Source organism: Cryobacterium sp. TMB1-7 (genome assembly GCF_004402435.1).
In the GTDB taxonomy this organism is placed as follows: domain Bacteria; phylum Actinomycetota; class Actinomycetes; order Actinomycetales; family Microbacteriaceae; genus Cryobacterium; species Cryobacterium zongtaii.
Map to the genome: position 1 here is coordinate 402,112 of NZ_SOFZ01000029.1, position 15,117 is coordinate 417,228.

The 15,117-nt window shown below is 66.6% G+C and carries 17 protein-coding genes; 3 read left to right on the top strand and 14 right to left on the bottom strand.

All coding sequences use genetic code 11. The features are described 5' to 3' along the window. Positions 1-25: 25 nt before the first annotated feature. The 9 genes from E3O60_RS14985 to rpsP form a co-directional block, all read right to left on the bottom strand. The gene (locus E3O60_RS14985; protein ID WP_088458030.1) at positions 26-670 is read right to left on the bottom strand and encodes a ribonuclease HII; all 645 of its coding nucleotides are present in this window, start codon (positions 668-670) and stop codon (positions 26-28) included. Positions 671-704: 34 nt separating this feature from the next. Beyond that, a complete protein-coding gene (gene lepB / locus E3O60_RS14990; RefSeq protein WP_088456469.1) occupies positions 705-1,451 on the bottom strand; it encodes a signal peptidase I in 747 nt (248 codons plus the stop codon). Positions 1,452-1,562: 111 nt separating this feature from the next. After that, complete coding sequence (gene rplS, locus E3O60_RS14995) at positions 1,563-1,907, bottom strand: 50S ribosomal protein L19 (protein WP_088456470.1); 345 nt, start codon at positions 1,905-1,907, stop codon at positions 1,563-1,565. A gap of 204 nt (positions 1,908-2,111) precedes the next feature. Beyond that, positions 2,112-2,669, bottom strand: coding sequence for an MFS transporter (locus E3O60_RS15000; RefSeq protein WP_088456471.1), 558 nt, complete (start codon positions 2,667-2,669; stop codon positions 2,112-2,114). 10 nt (positions 2,670-2,679) lie between these two features. Beyond that, on the bottom strand, positions 2,680-3,462 hold the full coding sequence (gene trmD / locus E3O60_RS15005) for a tRNA (guanosine(37)-N1)-methyltransferase TrmD (RefSeq protein WP_088456472.1): 783 nt from the start codon (positions 3,460-3,462) through the stop codon (positions 2,680-2,682). A gap of 10 nt (positions 3,463-3,472) precedes the next feature. Further along, entirely contained in the window at positions 3,473-4,330 is an 858-nt protein-coding gene (locus tag E3O60_RS15010; protein WP_088456473.1) for a formate/nitrite transporter family protein, read from the bottom strand. A gap of 94 nt (positions 4,331-4,424) precedes the next feature. After that, positions 4,425-5,087, bottom strand: coding sequence for a ribosome maturation factor RimM (gene rimM, locus E3O60_RS15015; protein WP_134408336.1), 663 nt, complete (start codon positions 5,085-5,087; stop codon positions 4,425-4,427). A gap of 21 nt (positions 5,088-5,108) precedes the next feature. Continuing rightward, positions 5,109-5,345 carry an RNA-binding protein gene (locus E3O60_RS15020; protein WP_088456475.1) on the bottom strand — a complete coding sequence of 79 codons (237 nt, stop codon included), beginning with the start codon at positions 5,343-5,345 and terminating at the stop codon, positions 5,109-5,111. 2 nt (positions 5,346-5,347) lie between these two features. Continuing rightward, complete coding sequence (gene rpsP, locus E3O60_RS15025) at positions 5,348-5,764, bottom strand: 30S ribosomal protein S16 (RefSeq protein WP_103432055.1); 417 nt, start codon at positions 5,762-5,764, stop codon at positions 5,348-5,350. A gap of 282 nt (positions 5,765-6,046) precedes the next feature. Between rpsP and E3O60_RS15030 the strand changes: the two genes are divergently transcribed. Both E3O60_RS15030 and E3O60_RS15035 read left to right on the top strand, forming a co-directional pair. After that, positions 6,047-7,252 carry a glutamate--cysteine ligase gene (locus tag E3O60_RS15030; RefSeq protein WP_370028126.1) on the top strand — a complete coding sequence of 402 codons (1,206 nt, stop codon included), beginning with the start codon at positions 6,047-6,049 and terminating at the stop codon, positions 7,250-7,252. Positions 7,253-7,349: 97 nt separating this feature from the next. Further along, positions 7,350-8,999 carry an HNH endonuclease signature motif containing protein gene (locus E3O60_RS15035; RefSeq protein ID WP_134498500.1) on the top strand — a complete coding sequence of 550 codons (1,650 nt, stop codon included), beginning with the start codon at positions 7,350-7,352 and terminating at the stop codon, positions 8,997-8,999. On the opposite strand, the gene E3O60_RS15040 is transcribed toward E3O60_RS15035, so the two are convergent. The 3 genes from E3O60_RS15040 to E3O60_RS15050 form a co-directional block, all read right to left on the bottom strand. Further along, entirely contained in the window at positions 8,942-9,730 is a 789-nt protein-coding gene (locus E3O60_RS15040; RefSeq protein ID WP_134498502.1) for an LLM class F420-dependent oxidoreductase, read from the bottom strand. The two genes, E3O60_RS15035 and E3O60_RS15040, sit on opposite strands and share 58 nt — an antisense overlap. A gap of 63 nt (positions 9,731-9,793) precedes the next feature. Beyond that, entirely contained in the window at positions 9,794-11,359 is a 1,566-nt protein-coding gene (gene ffh, locus E3O60_RS15045) for a signal recognition particle protein (RefSeq protein WP_088456479.1), read from the bottom strand. Positions 11,360-11,371: 12 nt separating this feature from the next. Continuing rightward, complete coding sequence (locus tag E3O60_RS15050) at positions 11,372-11,980, bottom strand: TetR family transcriptional regulator (protein WP_088456480.1); 609 nt, start codon at positions 11,978-11,980, stop codon at positions 11,372-11,374. A gap of 48 nt (positions 11,981-12,028) precedes the next feature. Here E3O60_RS15050 and E3O60_RS15055 point away from each other — a divergent pair, with 48 nt between their 5' ends. Continuing rightward, the gene (locus tag E3O60_RS15055) at positions 12,029-13,540 is read left to right on the top strand and encodes an MFS transporter (RefSeq protein ID WP_088456481.1); all 1,512 of its coding nucleotides are present in this window, start codon (positions 12,029-12,031) and stop codon (positions 13,538-13,540) included. A gap of 73 nt (positions 13,541-13,613) precedes the next feature. Here the strand turns inward: E3O60_RS15055 and E3O60_RS15060 are convergent, their stop codons facing one another. After that, complete coding sequence (locus tag E3O60_RS15060; RefSeq protein WP_088456482.1) at positions 13,614-14,120, bottom strand: DUF2004 domain-containing protein; 507 nt, start codon at positions 14,118-14,120, stop codon at positions 13,614-13,616. Between the two features lie 10 nt (positions 14,121-14,130). Continuing rightward, positions 14,131-15,006, bottom strand: a complete 876-nt coding sequence (ftsY, locus tag E3O60_RS15065) for a signal recognition particle-docking protein FtsY (RefSeq protein WP_088456483.1) — start codon at positions 15,004-15,006, stop codon at positions 14,131-14,133. Positions 15,007-15,117 lie beyond the last annotated feature (111 nt).

The window sequence follows — 15,117 nt, forward strand, 5'->3', positions numbered from 1 at the left end:
GGTGAGTCAATCTTACGCGCAGTTCTCAAGCCGGAATCTTGAGCCAGCTGAGCCGGTGCTGTTCGCTGGCCCCCAACGCACCGATGGCGGTCATGTGTTGGGCGCTGCCGTAGCCCTTGTTGCCCGTCCAGCCGTAGCCGGGGGTGGCGAGGTCGGCCGCGATCATCAGCTGGTCCCGGTGCACCTTCGCGATCACGGATGCCGCGGACACCGACGCACAGTCCTGGTCGGCCTTGATACGGGTCACGACGGACAGCGGGGTGCTGAGGGCCTTGTTGAGCCAGTCGTCGTTGCCGTCCAGCAGCACGACTCCGCCGACGATGTCCACGCCGTCGGCGTGCAGCTGGGCAAGCGCTCGCTTGCCGGCCAGGCCGAGTGCGGCGATGATGCCGACGCTGTCCACCTCCTGCGGCGACGCCAACCCCACGGCGCTGTGGCGCACCCACGCCGCGGCCAGGGGGGCCAGCCGCTCCCGGCGGGGCTCGCTCAGGAGTTTGGAGTCGCGCAAGCCCACCGGGAAGGCACCGACGTCGGCCGTCACGACCGCGAGGCCCACGGCGACGGGGCCAGCGAGGGCACCGCGGCCGACCTCGTCGCAGCCGATCACACAGCTGGCGCCGGCAGCGAGCATCGCCAGCTCCACGTCGAGGGTCGGCTCGACGACAGCCATCATGACTGGAGGGGCTTCGTGGGCTGGGGAACGGTCACTTGTCGGCCTCTTCGACCCCGCGGAACACCTCGGGGTAATCGTCCAACCAGCTCCACCGTTCGAGCGGCCAGCTGATCACGAGGGCGCGGCCGACAACGTTGTCCATCGGCACGAACCCCTTGCCCGGAGCGTTGGGGTGGTAGCGGGAGTCGAGGGAGTCGTAGCGGTTGTCGCCCATGACCCACAGCGAATTCTCTGGAACGACGACGTCGAACGCGTCCTTGGACACGCTCGTCTCACCCGCCGGCAGCTGCGCGTACGGTTCGCTGAGCGGTATGTCGTTCACACTCATCTGGCCCAGCGTGTTGCAGCAGACCACGTGGTCTCCGGGCAAACCGATGATCCGTTTGATCAGGTGGTCGTTACTGTCCGGTGCGGACAGTCCGACCACCGACATCGTCCAGTCGAGCGCCGCGACGATCGGATTCTGTTCGAGGGGCGGCTGCGCCGGCAACCATCCGCCCGGATCGCGGAAGACGACGACGTCACCGCGGGAGACGGGCACCAGGGCGGGTTCGAGCTGGTTGACGATGATGCGATCGTCGACCAGCAGGGTGCTTTCCATCGACCCCGACGGGATGTAGAACGACCGCACGAGAAACGTCTTGATTAGGAACGAGATGAGCAGTGCCACCACGAAGATGATGAGAAGGTCGCGAATGAATATCGCAACGCCGCGCCTTTTGCGCGGCGAATCTGGTTCCAGGCGATGCGATCGCGAGGGCAGAGTGTTGTCTGTCATTTAACCGCCTGAGCTCCTCGCCCAGTTTAGCGGGGAGGAGCTCAGGGGGAAATCCAGCGGCTGCGAATACGCTCAGGCTTAGACCTGGCGAATCGGGATAGGCGCTGTTATTTAGTCGCGCTTTTCCTTGATCTTGGCCTTCTTGCCACGGAGACCGCGCAGGTAGTACAGCTTCGCGCGACGCACGTCACCGCGGACGACGACCTCAATGTGGTCGATCACCGGGGAGTGCACCGGGAAGGTACGCTCGACGCCGACCTGGAAGCTGACCTTACGGACGCAGAACGTCTCGCGGACGCCTTCGCCGGAACGGCCGATAACGACGCCCTGGTAGACCTGGACACGCGAGCGCGCGCCTTCAACGATGTTGACGTGTACCTTGACGGTGTCGCCGGCCCGGAACTCCGGGATGTCTGAACGCAGCGATGCTGCGTCCACCTGGTCGAGAATATGCATGTTGTTCGCTCTCTGTACCCGCCACAGGTCGAGGACGTTTCAGTGGCGCCCCGCCCTCTCACCGAAGGTGAGTTGGTGGCGACCAATTGAGTGTGTGCGTGCCGATATGAATGCAGCTCCCCTGTGGCAGAGACATGCCGCGGCACAAACGCTAATTCTGCCACTAAACCAGCCGCTCGCCAAACCCTCGGCCGACGGCACCTTTTACGGGTCAGTCAGCTTCTCCCGGATGATGATCACCGACGGGTCGGCGGGCGTCGTGGGCGCCGGATCCTGCCGGGCCCCGTCCGCACGAACGCCGGACCGGTCGTTCATCGGCGGGAACTGGTTCGGCCCGGCCGGGACGGTACCGAACCTGGCGGTCTCGTCGATGTAGACCATGGCTTCGCGCACTCGGGTGCGAGCGGCGTCGAAGAGTTCCCAGAGCGCGAACCAGAAGGCGCCGAGACCGACCAGGACCACCAGCACGGACAGCCACGGCGCCGTCACCGAGAACACGCCCATCAGCACGATCAGTACGTGCCAGAGGGCCAGCACCCCGACATCCGCCCAGGACACCGCCTTGACCGCACGCACCTCCTTGCGGGCCAGGAAGAGCAGGCTCACGACGAGGAGGCCGAAACCGATGGCGATGGCACCGAAGGTGGCGCCGAGAACCTCCCAGGCCGAGGATCCGAAAATCGACGCGGCGACCATCAGCCAGAGCGGAAGCGCGCCGACGGCTACGAACTGCCAGTAGTAGAAGACCCTGCGGAGAATCACAGTCCCCAGATTACCCGCGGGGGGCCCGCCGAGCCTTGGAGTTCGCTGGAGGCTGAAGGGCGGCATCCGCGTCGTCGGCGGGCAGGAGGTCGGGGCGCACCAACCGGGTGCGCTCGATCTGCTGCTGACGACGCCACGCCGCGATGGCGCCGTGGTTGCCGCTGAGCAGCACCGGCGGCACCTCCAGGCCACGCCAGCTGGCGGGCTTGGTGTAGCTGGGGTACTCCAGCAGGCCGTCCTCGTGCGATTCCTCGACCAGGCTTTCCGGGTTGCCCACCACGCCGGGGATGAGCCGGCCGATGGCCTCGATCATGGCCATCACGGCCACCTCTCCCCCGTTGAGCACGTAGTCGCCCAGGCTCACCAGGCGCACCCGGCCTCGGCCGGCGAAGTGGTCGACCACACGCTGGTCGATGCCCTCGTAGCGGCCGCAGCCGAAGACCAGGTGCGGCTCGTGGGCGAGTTCGCGGGCCATCGCCTGGGTGAACTGTTCTCCGGCGGGCGAGGGGAAGATCAGCACCGGGCCGGCGCCGCCCTCCGGCGCGCCGGCATCCGGGTCCTCGACCGCCGGCAGGATGCTGTCCAGCGCTTCACCCCAGGGTTCGGGCTTCATCACCATGCCGGCGCCGCCGCCGTAGGGGGTGTCGTCGACGGTGTTGTGCCTGTCGTGGGTGAAATCGCGCAGGTTGTGCACGGCGAGGTCGATCAGGCCGGCCTGGCGGGCGCGGCCGAGAAGGGAGATGTCCAGCACACCGAAGAACTCCGGAAAGATACTGATGATGTCGATGCGCATAGGGGCAATTCTACGAGTGGGTGACGGTGAGCTCCGGCGCGCTCGCGCCATCGTCTTCGGCCTCGAGGGCCGCCGCGCGGTTGACCTTGGTGCGGTGAGAGAAGTACAGCGGCAGGGCGGTGAAGAGCACGGCGCCCAGGAAGTTGCCGATCAGGACCGGGCCGGTGTTCCAGCCCCACCAGTCGCCGAAGCTGATGTCGGCGCCGAGCAGCATGCCCGCCGGGATGACGAACATGTTCACGACGGCGTGCTCGAGGCCGAGGCCGAAGAAGGTGAGCACAGGCAGCCACATGCCCAGGATCTTGCCGGAGGCCGAGGTGGATGTGTAGAACATGATGGTGCCCAGCGCCACCATCCAGTTGCACAGCATGGCCTTGATGATGGCGACCAGGACGCCGCCGGCACCGATCGTCGCGTACGGCAGCACCTTGTGCTCGGCCATGTTGATGATCGCCTGGATCATCGGGTCGGTGGTGTCCGTCCCGAGGTAGGTGATGACACCCACGTACAGGACGGCGTAGAGACCGGCGCCGAAGATATGCGCCGGGATGACGACGGCGAAGTTCTTCAGGCCCTTGGCGATGGTGGTGCGGCCCTCGAGGATCGCCAGCGGGATGATCGCAAAGCTGCCGGTGACCAGTTCGAGGCCGAGCATCAGGATCACAACGAACCCGACGGGGAACACGAGGGCGCCGACGATCGGCAGCCCGGTCTGGGCCGCCGCGGTCAGTGCCAGGGTCGTGGCCGCGCCGAGGATCGCTCCGGAGAGCGTGCCGCGCACGAACATCTGACGTGCGGTGAGGTTGGTCTTGACAACTCCGGAATGAACGAGCTGATCGATCAGGTGATCCGGTTTAACGTAGGACATGCGACGGTACTCCACTTCAACGGCCGCGATGTCAACGAACGTGAAGGAGGTGTGGCGCGGCGCGCCTCTTCCCGTGAACTGGATCAGGGCGCGTCTATGCGTCCTGACCGTCAGGAGTCGGCGTCGCTGCCGGTTCGTCTGAGTCGGGTTCCGCATCCGCTGCCGGCGCCGCGTCTTCGGGCGTCGAGTCGTCGGTGTCGGGTTCCTCAGGCAGCTCTTCGAGCAGCCCGGGGGGCGGAGTGATCGTGATGACGCCGGCCTTGACGTCGACCGAGGGAACGATCGCCTTGACGAACGGGATCATCACCTCGCCGTTGGCGGTCTTCACGATCAGGAGATCTTGGGCCGGCAGGTGCTCGAGGCGCGTCAGCGTGCCGATCTGCACGCCGTCGCGCACGACGGCGAGTCCCACCAGCTGGTGGTCGTACCAGGCGTCTTCTTCGTCGGTCTGCTCGGCCGAGTCCTGGTCGATCCAAAGGATCGCCTTGGCCAGGGCCTCGGCGGCTTCGCGGTCCGGGACCCCCTTGAAGAACCCGACGGGGTGCTGGTTGTACCAGCGCAGCTCGACGAGTTCGATGGTCTTGCCGTGCCAGGGTGAGCTGGTCGGCACCTGGAGTGTGAACACGGCGCCCGGGACGAAACGTCGTCCCGGGTCGTCCGTGAACAGCTCCAGCTTGATGGCGCCCTTGAGGCCATGGGCCTTGGTGAGGCGCCCCACCCGCAGTTGGGTGGCCGGGGTCGTGCTGTCGTCGCTCATGAGGGGCTAGTCACTACCCGCTCAGTTGTCGGTATCGACAACGTCGACCCGAACGCGCTTGCCATCGGCCAGAGCGGCCACGAGAGTGCGCAGCGCCTTGGCGGTGCGACCGGCGCGGCCGATCACCCGGCCGAGGTCCTCGGGGTTCACACGAACCTCGAGCACCTCACCACGGGGTGAGTTCTGGGCTACAACGTGCACGTCGTCCGGGTGATCAACGATTCCCTTGACGAGGTGCTCAAGCGCGGGAGCGAGCAAAATTACGCCTTGTCCTCTTCGGTTGCCTCGGCGGCAACGTCGTCGGTCGGGGCCTTGGCCGCGGGCTTGTCAGCCTTGGGCTTCAGAACCGGCTTCTTCTTCTCGTCGGCGACGAAGGGAGCCTTCGGCTCCTTCATCTTGACGGTGGAGACGGCGTTCTTGTCGCCCTTGAAGATGCCCCAGTCGCCGGTCAGCTTGAGGAGTGCCGCAACCTGCTCGGTCGGCTGGGCGCCGACGGAGAGCCAGTACTGGGCACGCTCGGACTTGACCTCGATGACCGAAGGCTCCTGCGTGGGGTGGTAGATGCCGATCTCTTCGATGACGCGGCCGTCGCGCTTGGTGCGCGAGTCGGCGACAACGATGCGGTAGTAGGGTGCACGGATCTTGCCCATGCGCTTCAGACGGATTTTGACAGCCACAATTCTCCTGTGATTTAGATGTTTGGCGAACTGACAGCCGTGAGCGTGGGGGCACACTCGGCACAAGCTCAATAAGGTTCGTGTTACGCCGGATTAGAGGGTCGGGCATAACGGAACTCGACTAATCATTGTGTCAGACATCGAGCACTTTGTGATAATCGTGCGCCGAGTTGCTTCGGGCAATCCGGCCGACACCGTGACCCCGTGTAGCGCGGCGAACCGCGCCGGCACGGTTTAGCTGTCAGGATTGTGCCACATCGCCCCGCATCGGGGCCTCGAAGCATGACTCGAAGCACGAAGGGCACCACCGTGGGTATCGAAAGAGTGGGAATCGAATTCGCTCGCTCCGAGCGGTCGACGGTGGGGATCGAGTGGGAACTCGCCCTGGTCGACCGCGCGACCGGAGACCTCGTGTCGATCGCCGACGAGGTACTCGACGCTCTCAGGGGGCCGGACGGCTCCCCACACCCGCACATCACCGGAGAGCTCCTCCTGAACACCGTTGAGCTCGTTTCCGGGGTGCACCACACCGTGGCCGGCGCTGTCGGCGACGTCGCCGGGCAGGTCGCCGAGGTGCGTGCCATCACCGACCCTCTGGGCGTCGACCCGATCTGTTCGGGTTCACATCCGTTCGGGCAATGGTTCGACCAGCAGGTCACCGATAAGAAGCGGTACCACAAGCTCATCGACCGCACCCAGTGGTGGGGTCGCAACATGATGATCTGGGGCATTCACGTGCACGTGGGCATCGAGGACCGCGACAAGGTCATCCCGATCCTCAACGGCCTACTTAGCTTCGTGCCGCACCTGCAGGCGCTGAGCGCGTCCAGCCCGTTTTGGGCCGGGGTCAACACGGGCTACGCCTCCAACCGCGCCCAGATGTTCCAGCAGCTTCCGACGGCCGGTTTGCCTTGGCGCCTCGAGGACTGGGCCGCGTGGGAGGAGTACGTCAACGACCTCACGGTGACCGGAATTATCGAGGACGCCTCCGAAGTGCGCTGGGACATCCGCCCGTCGCCGCGCTGGGGCACCATCGAGGTGCGCGCCTGCGACGGAGTATCGACGGTGGAAGAGCTCGGGGCGATCGCCGCGTTCATTCAGTGTGTGGTCGAGTGGATGTCGACGGAGATCGACGAGGGCCGGCCGGTGCCCACCATGCAGCCCTGGTTCGTGCGTGAGAACAAGTGGCGGGCGGCCCGGTACGGGCTGGCGGCCGAGATCATAGTGAGCTCCACCGGCACCGAGCGGATGGTCACCGACGAGGTGCGCCGCCTCGTCGAGGTGCTCTCCCCCACCGCCGAGCGCCTCGGCTGCCTGACCGAGTTGCTGCAGTTGAACCTGATCCTCGACCACGGTGCCAGCTATCAGCGTCAGCTGGCCGTGGCGGCCACACACAACGGTGACCTCCCCGCCGTGGTCGCCGCCCTCAGCCGCGAGCTCCGCGAGGGTCTGCTCCCGCCGGCCCCACCCTCGCGAACCGGGAATTAAGCACCAAAGACTCGCGAATTCTGGGGCTTTTCTCACGGTTCGCGGATGCCGTGACCGGGGCGGGGTGAGTGTCGGTGGTAGGTGAGACGATCTCAGTATGAGTATCGCTGACGAGGTACTACCGCCCGCTCCGGACGATGACGACTACTCTCCGGAGCCCACCCTGGACGACCGTGTCCAGACCGATCTGGTCAGACACACCGAACGGATCGCGGCCGATGACCGCCTCATCGCCCGGGCCCAGGCCCGCCGGATCGAGCACCTGCTGGACCTGCAGGACTGGAGCGAACAACCCCAGGTCGCCTCCCGGTTGCACGGCAACCCGGCGAACATCCGCCTCGCCGACGACAACGCGGCCAGCATGACCGAGGACCAGGCCCGCGCCGCCACCTACAACCGGTGGGACGACCGGGAGGTCGCCCGTCGCACGATCGTGAGTGAGACGGCGTGTCTGACCCGGGTGGCCGAGCGCACCATCGACCGGCAACTAAACGAGGCGCGGTTTCTCAGCTCGTACGCACCGGCCACGTTCGCGGCGTTCTCCAGAGGCGAGATCAGCTACCGGCACGCCACGACCCTGCTCGGGCAGCTACTCACCCTGCCCGATGGGGGCCAGGCGGCGTTTGAAGAGAAGGTGCTGCCCGACGCGAAACGCCTGCCGGTGGGCCGGTTCCGTGACAAGGCCCGCCGGCTGCGGGAGAGACTGCACCCGGAATCGATCGTGACCCGGCACCGGAACGCGCTGGCCGACCGGCGTTCGTACTGGGAGGCCGCCCCGGACGGGATGGGCTGGTTGCACTGGTACGGCACCGCCCACGACACCAAGGCCGCCTACGACCGGATCAACGGCATGGCCGTCAAGCTGAGGAAGGCCGGCGACCCAACTCCGGCCGACCAGGCGGAAGGCACCGACGGCGCCGGCACCGCATTCGCGCTCCGCCCATATGCCACGGAGGATATCCCGACCCGCACCCTCGACCAACTCCGCGCCGACATCACCGCCGCCCTACTGCTGGACGGAATCACGCCCGACGGGATGGACGCCGGCATCCGCGGCACCGTCATGGTCACCGTGCCCGTGCTCACCCTGCTGAGCTTGGACGAGGAACCCGCCACCCTCGAGGGCTACGGGCCGATCTCGCCGGAGGCCGCGCGGGAGATCGCCGGGCACGCACCGAGCTTCACCCGGCTACTGACCCACCCGGAAACCGGGGTGGTGCTCTCGCTGGGCAAAACCCAGCACAAGAACACCAAGGCCATGAAAAAGTACCTGCGGGTGCGCGACGAAACCTGCCGGTTCCCGGGCTGCTCCCGACCCGCGGTGACCAGCGACGTCGACCACACCGACCCCTGGGCCGGCGGCGGCAACACCGACAGTGACAACCTCGCCCACCTCTGCGAACCCCACCACCGACTCAAGCACCTCTCCCAGTGGCGGGTCACGCAGGAACCAGGTGGGATCCTGCACTGGACCTCCCCCGGCAAACGCAGCTACCGCACCGACCCCGCCAACCCGATGGGACCACCCCCGGCCACGGCCACCGGTGATGGGGCCGAAGACCCGGAAGCGGCCCGCCGACGAGACCTACCTGATGCCCCGGCAGCGGCCGACCCGGAAGCCGACCCCGCCGGTGCCCGAAAACCCGCCGTTCTGACCCGACGAGGACAGGCCACCTCACCGGGCCTATATCAGGCGTTTTTGCTGTCGCGCCAGGCGAGCCAGTCCTCCACGGGCGCGAGATCGTAGGCGGGACCGGAGATTCCGAGGGTGAACAGGGTGGTGCCGAGTCCATAGAGTTCGTCGGCTTCCTCGGTGGTTTTGCCGCGCAGTTCGGTGGAGATTTCAATCTCACTGACATCACGCCCGACGATGTCGCACCAGGTGCCCAGGACGCCGAGTTTGTGGGTGAGGACCTCTGGGGTGGAGAACGAGTGCCAGATGTCGGCGTGCTGCGCCACGATACGCAGCGTCTTCTTCTCACCCGCACCGCCGATGAGTACCGGGATGTCGCGAACCGGCGCCGGGTTGAGCTTGTCCCAGCGAGCCTCGATGCGAGGCAGGTCTGCGGCGAGGGCGTCCAGGCGGGTGCCGACGGTACCGAAGTCGTAGCCGTACTCGTCATAGTCGCGTTCGAACCAGCCCGAGCCGGTGCCGAAGATGAAGCGGCCGCCGCTGATGTGGTCGATGCTGCGGGCCATGTCCGCCTGCAGGTCGGCGTTGCGGTAGCTGTTGCAGTTGACCAGTGCGCCCATCTCGAGGACGCTGGTCTGTTCGGCCCAGGCGGCCAGCAGGGTCCAGGACTCGAAGTGCAGCCCCTCCGGGTCGCCGGAGAGCGGGAAGAAATGATCCCAGTTGAAGGCGACGTCAACGCCGAGGGCTTCGACCGCCGCAACGGTGTTCCGGATCGACGTGTAGTCGGCGTGCTGCGGGGCGATCTGCACGCCGAGGCGCACGGGGCGGGGCTGGGGAGAGGTCATTGCAAGATCCTAATCCCCGGCCACACCCATTTCGGCGACGCCGGCATGCGACATCCGGGCGCTTTAGCGGCCGAGCATCTTCTGCAGTGCCGCCATCTCCTCGGCCGACGGTCCGCCGGCCTTGGCTCCGCCGCCCAGACCGAAACCTGAGCCGCCGGCGGCGGGAGCGCCGCCGACCTTTTCACCGGAGGCGATTGCCGCATTCTCCGCGGCACGCTTGGCCGGGTTGCCCGACTTCGAGCCCTTCTTTTTCTGCTGCACCTGGGGACGCTTGCCGCCCATACCGCCGGGGATCGGACCCATGCCGGGGATGTTGGGCATGCCGCCCTTGGCCACGGTCTTCATCATCTTGGCAGCCTGTTCGAACCGCTGCACGAGCTGGTTCACCTCGGTGACGGTCGACCCGGAACCGCGCGCGATGCGGAGGCGCCGTGAACCGTTCAGGAGCTTGGGTGTGACCCGCTCGGCCTTGGTCATCGACTGGATGATCGCTTCGGTGCGCACGATCTCGCGCTCGTCGAAGTTGTCCAGCTGCTGCTTCATGGCGCCGGCGCCGGGCAGCATGCCCATCATCTTCTTGATCGAGCCCATGTTGCGCAGCTGCTGCATCTGGCCGAGGAAGTCGTCGAGGGTGAAGGTGTCGGTGGAGAACTTCTCCGCGATCTTGCGCGCTTCGTCCTCATCGAACGCCCCCTGAGCCTGCTCGATCAGTGTGAGGATGTCACCGAGGTCGAGGATCCGGCTGGCCATGCGGTCGGGGTGGAACGGTTCGAAGTCGTCCAGGCCCTCTCCCGTGGACGCGAACATGATCGGTCGGCCGGTGATCGACGCCACCGACAGTGCCGCACCACCGCGGGCGTCGCCGTCGAGCTTGGACAGCACGACACCGGTGAAGTCGACGCCGTCCTGGAATGCACGGGCCGTCGCCACTGCGTCCTGACCGATCATGGCGTCGATGACGAAGAGCACCTCGTCGGGGTCGATGGCCTTGCGGATGTCCGCGGCCTGCTTCATCATCTCGGCGTCGACGCCGAGACGTCCTGCGGTGTCGACGATGACCACGTCGTGCAGCTTCTGCTGAGCGAACTTGACGCCGTCGCGGGCCACCTTGACCGGGTTGCCGACGCCGTTGCCGGGCTCGGGGGCGTACACGGGCACACCCGCCTGCGCTCCGACGACCTCGAGCTGGGTGACGGCGTTGGGACGCTGCAGGTCGGCGGCGACCAGGATCGGCGTGTGGCCGTCCTTTGCCAGCCACTTGGCGAGCTTGCCGGCCAGGGTGGTCTTACCCGCACCCTGGAGACCGGCGAGCATGATGATGGTCGGCGGCTTCTTCGCGAATTCCAGGCGGCGCTGCTGGCCACCGAGAATCTGGATGAGCTCCTCGTTGACGATCTGCACGACCTGCTGGGCCGGATTCAGCGCCTTGCTGACCTCGTCGCCGAGGGCGCGTTCGCGCACCTTGCCGGTGAAGTCCTTGACCACTTCAAGCGCCACGTCGGCGTCGAGAAGGGCGCGCCGGATCTCGCGGACGGTGCCGTCGACATCCGCGGCGCTGAGCTTGCCCTTGGTGCGGAGATTTTTAAACGTCTCGGCGAGGCGATCTGAGAGGTTTCCAAAAGTAGCCATTGTGGTCTTAGTTTAACCGATCAATCGTTCGACGGCGCGCACCGCACTGGCCCGCCGGGCGGCGACGGTGGCGGGATCCGGCGCCCGGGCGGCGGCCAGGGCGGCGGCAGGCTCGTGGATCCAGCACGAGACGATCCCGAACACGAGGGCGTTGAGGTGGTCGGGGTCCCAGGATGCGTCGACGCTTCCGCCCGCCTGCAGTGCGATGACCGCGCGGACCCGCTCGGCGTGGAAATCCTCGACGAGGGCCAGCGGCGGGTTGATCAGGTCCTGGCCCTCCAGATTGGCCCAGTCGATCATCCGCAGGTACTCCGGATGCGCGACCGAGTAGTCGTAGAGTGCGCCCGCGAACTCGGGCAGGGACTCCCCTGCGCCCGGCTCCACCGCGCTCGCAAACTCGATCAGGTTCAGTTCCAGGACCGCGCTGAAGAGGTCCGCCTTGTGCCGGTAGTAGGCGTAGAGGCGCTCCTTACTGGCCGAGGCGTTGCGGGCGATCCGGTCGATGCGGGCACCGGCGAGCCCGTAAGCGGCGAATTCCACCCTCGCGGCCTCGAGGATGCGCTGACGTGTGGGCGCTGGCTCCGTCGGCGGCAGCCCGGACGGTGAATCGACTCTTTTCATGCCAACAGTGTAACAAAACGAACTAGTTCGTTTGGTATAGTTCTCGGCATGTCACAATCGAGCGCGACCGGCGTTTCCCCGGTTTCCACCCCTCCATCGCCCGACTCCTCTACCGAAGCCCACGCTCACCACCCCCGCCGGTGGTGGCTGCTGGCCATCGTGGCCCTCGCCCAGCTGACCGTCGTGCTCGACGGCACCATCGTCAACATCGCCCTCCCTCACGCCCAGAGCGACCTCGGCATGAGCGACGGCGACCGCACCTGGGTCGTCACCCTCTATGCCCTGGTCTTCGGCGCGCTGCTGCTCCTCGGCGGCCGCATTGCCGACTACTGGGGCCGCAAGCGCTCCTTCATCGTGGGCATGGCCGGCTTCGCGGTCGCCTCCACGCTCGGCGGCATGGCGCAGAGCACCTGGGAACTCCTGGCAGCCCGCGGCCTGCAGGGCCTGTTCGCCGCGCTACTGGCCCCGGCCTCGCTGGCCCTGCTCACGGTCAATTTCCCCGGTGGCAAGGACCGCATCAAGGCCTTCTCGGTCTACGGTGCGATCGCCGGCGGTGGCGCCGCGGTGGGCCTGGTGCTCGGCGGGGTGCTCACCGAGTACGCCAGCTGGCGCTGGTGCCTGCTCGTGAACGTGCCGATCGCGATCATCGCCATCGCCGCGGCCATCCCGATCATCCGGGAGAGCAAGGCCCACGGCAACACCCGGTACGACGTGCCCGGCGCGATTCTGGTTGCTCTCGGACTCGGTTCGCTGGTCTTCGGATTCGCCCAGGCCGAGAACGGCTGGTCGGCCTGGCAGGTCCTCGTCTTCATCCCGCTGGGCGTCGTGCTCCTGGGCCTCTTCGTGCTCGTCGAGAGCCGGTCCAACCACCCGCTGCTGCCGCTGCGGATCCTGGCCGACAAGGTGCGCGGAGGCGCGTTCATCACCGGGACGCTCACCGGCGCCGCGCTGCTGGGCGGCCTGCTCTTCCTCACCTTCCACCTGCAGATCGTGCTGGGCTTCTCGCCGCTGGAATCCGGACTGGCCTCCCTGCCGATGACCGCGACGATCATGGTCGGCGCCACTGTGCTGTCCAAGTTCCTGCCCCGCATCGGCGTTCGCGTGCCGATGACCGTGGGACCTGTCATCGTGGCCGCCGGGCTGTTCTATCTCTCCCGCATCACCGTCGACGGCAGCTATGTCGTTGAGGTGCTGCCCGGCCTCATTCTGATGGGTGCGGGCCTGGCGATGATCTTTGTGCCACTGCAAAACGTGGCACTGGCCGGCATCGACGCCCACGACGCCGGCGCCGCCAGCGCCGCGGTCACCGCCGTGCAGCAGATCGGCGGATCGATCGGCTCCGCGGTCTTCACAGTGCTCTACACCTCGGCCATTGCGGCCTCGCTGGCCGGCGGCGACGGCACCCCCGTCGCCCAGCTGGAGGCCTTCGTCGACGGCTATCAGGCCGCCTTCTTCTGGGCCGCCGTGGGCGTGTTGGTGGCCGCCCCCGTCGCGTTCTTCATGGTGCGCCCGAAGCCGGAGGACCTGCTCGGCACCGAGTCGGCCATGCACCTGGGCTGAATCGCCACGCTCCGCACACATCGAAGGCCCCCGGATCGCTCCGGGGGCCTTCGGTATGTGACGAGGCCGAATATCAGCTGTCGGCGGCGATCACGATGGTGTCGCCGTGTACGTCCAGGGTCACAACGAGCAGGGCATCGGTCTCGTGCGGGCTGATCGAGTAGTCGAGCACCGCGAAATGCTGGTCGTTGCCGACGTGATGCGGGTGGAACCCGATGCGCTGCAACTGGAGAGAGCGCAGGTAATCGATCTGCTTGTCCCCGGAGTCCCAGATCAGGGCGTCCTCGAGCACCTCGGCGTCGAGCTCCTCGAACTGCGCGACGATGAACTGGCTGGTGACCGAGACCTCGGCGCTCAGATCGGCGACGAGTGATTCGCGAGCCTGCGAATCGAGGTCTTCCAGGGCGTTGATCATGGCCGCGACGATATCGAGGGCCTCAACCGACACCGAGTCTTCGTCGGGTGAGCTCACGTCGATTTCGACGTTCTGGTCACCCAGTTCAGCGGTATCGGACCAGTACACCTCGCCGCTGTCGTCGTCGCTGCCGAGGATTCCGAAAAAGTCATGTTCGATGGTCATGAGGGGCGTCCTATCCGACGAGTTTTTGTGCGAAAACGTGCGGGGTGAAACCGGTGAGGTCGTTGATTCCCTCACCCTGCCCGACGAGTTTGATGGGAATTCCTGTTTTTTCCTGAACGGCCAGGACAAAACCGCCCTTGGCCGACCCGTCGAGCTTGGTCAGCACGAGGCCGGTCACCCCGGCGTGCTCGATGAATGCCTCCGCCTGCGCGAGACCGTTCTGGCCGGTCGTGGCATCCAGCACCAGGAGCACCTCGGAGATCGGGGTCTGCTTCTCGATGACCCGACGGATCTTGGTGAGCTCATCCATCAGCCCGCCCTTGGTCTGCAACCGGCCGGCGGTGTCGATGATCACGATCTCGGTACCCGTGTTGACGGCACGTTCGACGGTCTGAAAGGCAACGGATGCCGGGTCCTGGCCCTGGGCCTGCGGTTTCACGATGTCCGCGCCGGCCCGTTCCGCCCAGGTGGCGAGCTGCTCCACAGCGGCGGCACGGAAGGTGTCGGCGGCCCCGATCAGGACGCTGCGGTCGTGGACGCGCAGGAACTTGGCGAATTTTCCGATGGTGGTGGTCTTCCCCACCCCGTTGACACCGACCACGAGCACCACGGCAGGCCGGGCGCTGAGGTTCAGCGTGGGATCGAGCTTCGCCAGGCGCTCCTCGATGCCCTCGCGGAGCATCCGGTGCAGGTCCTTGGGGTCCGTGGTGTTGTACCGCGACACCTTGGCGCGCAGCTCTGCCACGATCGCATCGGTGATGTCGGGGCCGAAATCGGCCTGGATCAACGAGTCCTCGAGGTCATCCCAGGTATCGGCGTCGATGGTTTTCTTCGCGAACACTCCGCGCAATGCGCCGGAGAGGGACCACGGGGTGCGTTCTGCCATGCCCCTAGCCTATGGCTCGGCTGCCGACCCCGCCGTCGACGCCGGGCACCAGTGCGCACCGCGACACCATATTCACTCGGGGCGTCGGCCGCGCCTTCGTGACGCCCCGCT

Coding starts and splice junctions, on each gene's coding strand:
- E3O60_RS14985 (WP_088458030.1), bottom strand. CDS start 670: ATGGCTGTCGTCGAGCCGACCCTCGACGTGGAGCTGGCGATGCTCGCT.
- lepB (WP_088456469.1), bottom strand. CDS start 1,451: ATGACAGACAACACTCTGCCCTCGCGATCGCATCGCCTGGAACCAGAT.
- rplS (WP_088456470.1), bottom strand. CDS start 1,907: ATGCATATTCTCGACCAGGTGGACGCAGCATCGCTGCGTTCAGACATC.
- trmD (WP_088456472.1), bottom strand. CDS start 3,462: ATGCGCATCGACATCATCAGTATCTTTCCGGAGTTCTTCGGTGTGCTG.
- E3O60_RS15010 (WP_088456473.1), bottom strand. CDS start 4,330: ATGTCCTACGTTAAACCGGATCACCTGATCGATCAGCTCGTTCATTCC.
- rimM (WP_134408336.1), bottom strand. CDS start 5,087: ATGAGCGACGACAGCACGACCCCGGCCACCCAACTGCGGGTGGGGCGC.
- E3O60_RS15030 (WP_370028126.1), top strand. CDS start 6,047: ATGACTCGAAGCACGAAGGGCACCACCGTGGGTATCGAAAGAGTGGGA.
- E3O60_RS15035 (WP_134498500.1), top strand. CDS start 7,350: ATGAGTATCGCTGACGAGGTACTACCGCCCGCTCCGGACGATGACGAC.
- E3O60_RS15040 (WP_134498502.1), bottom strand. CDS start 9,730: ATGACCTCTCCCCAGCCCCGCCCCGTGCGCCTCGGCGTGCAGATCGCC.
- ffh (WP_088456479.1), bottom strand. CDS start 11,359: ATGGCTACTTTTGGAAACCTCTCAGATCGCCTCGCCGAGACGTTTAAA.
- E3O60_RS15050 (WP_088456480.1), bottom strand. CDS start 11,980: ATGAAAAGAGTCGATTCACCGTCCGGGCTGCCGCCGACGGAGCCAGCG.
- E3O60_RS15055 (WP_088456481.1), top strand. CDS start 12,029: ATGTCACAATCGAGCGCGACCGGCGTTTCCCCGGTTTCCACCCCTCCA.
- E3O60_RS15060 (WP_088456482.1), bottom strand. CDS start 14,120: ATGACCATCGAACATGACTTTTTCGGAATCCTCGGCAGCGACGACGAC.
- ftsY (WP_088456483.1), bottom strand. CDS start 15,006: ATGGCAGAACGCACCCCGTGGTCCCTCTCCGGCGCATTGCGCGGAGTG.